This is a genomic window from Rhodoferax ferrireducens, from assembly GCF_003347515.1.
GTDB lineage: Bacteria > Pseudomonadota > Gammaproteobacteria > Burkholderiales > Burkholderiaceae_C > Rhodoferax.
The window spans coordinates 1-573 of sequence record NZ_QEII01000078.1; the positions used below are offsets into that span (position 1 = coordinate 1).

Below are 573 nucleotides of genomic sequence, written 5' to 3' on the forward strand. Positions count from 1 at the left end.
TCATTTCTTTGAGCCCCAGGGTGGCAGCAATGTGATCCAAATTGGATTTTTCAGCGGCAATCAGATGACGGTCAATCTGCCCCACCGGCTGAATCAGGAAATCAGCATACCCCTCCTGGTCAGGGCCACGGTAGAGGTGCTTCAACTGGGCATGCAAATTGGTGAATCTCGGTGCCAGGTTCATGCCGAACCAGTGCAGGATGGGAAAGTTGGCCATGTTGATGCTGTGCATGTCGCCGGTGATTGTGGTCGGCTTGATGTCGGAGGTGTTGTTGTAGCAGATGTCAACCACCCAGTAGCTCTCATGCTGGTTGGCTCCCAGCATCTGGGTTTGCAGAGCCACGTGGTTGGCCAGCAAGGTAAAGGATCATTTCACACTATCAGAAATGGTCGACTTGACGCTGCTAGTGAACACTATCAACGCTTGGAATCGATTTGCCATCGCATTTCGCAAACTACCCGTCTAAAAAAGGAAATCCTAGCGCCCTCAGCGTGACTCAAGTTGCGCTAAGGGTGCGAAGATGATCTTCGCAATCTGTTCGGCGATGGCGTCCGGCGCGGGTTCATGGGAAT

1 protein-coding gene and 1 pseudogene are annotated in these 573 nt (G+C 52.5%); one reads left to right on the forward strand and one right to left on the reverse strand.

Annotation, left to right across the window (positions count from 1 at the left end):
• Nucleotides 1–325, reverse strand: a 325-nt coding sequence (locus C5P05_RS00315) for a Tn3 family transposase (protein ID WP_420130708.1), incomplete at its 3' end; no start/stop codon positions are given.
• A 13-nt stretch (nucleotides 326–338) separates the two neighbouring features.
• Here C5P05_RS00315 and C5P05_RS00320 point away from each other — a divergent pair.
• Nucleotides 339–467: pseudogene (locus tag C5P05_RS00320) on the forward strand (carboxymuconolactone decarboxylase family protein); the annotation flags it as partial.
• Nucleotides 468–573: the final 106 nt, after the last annotated feature.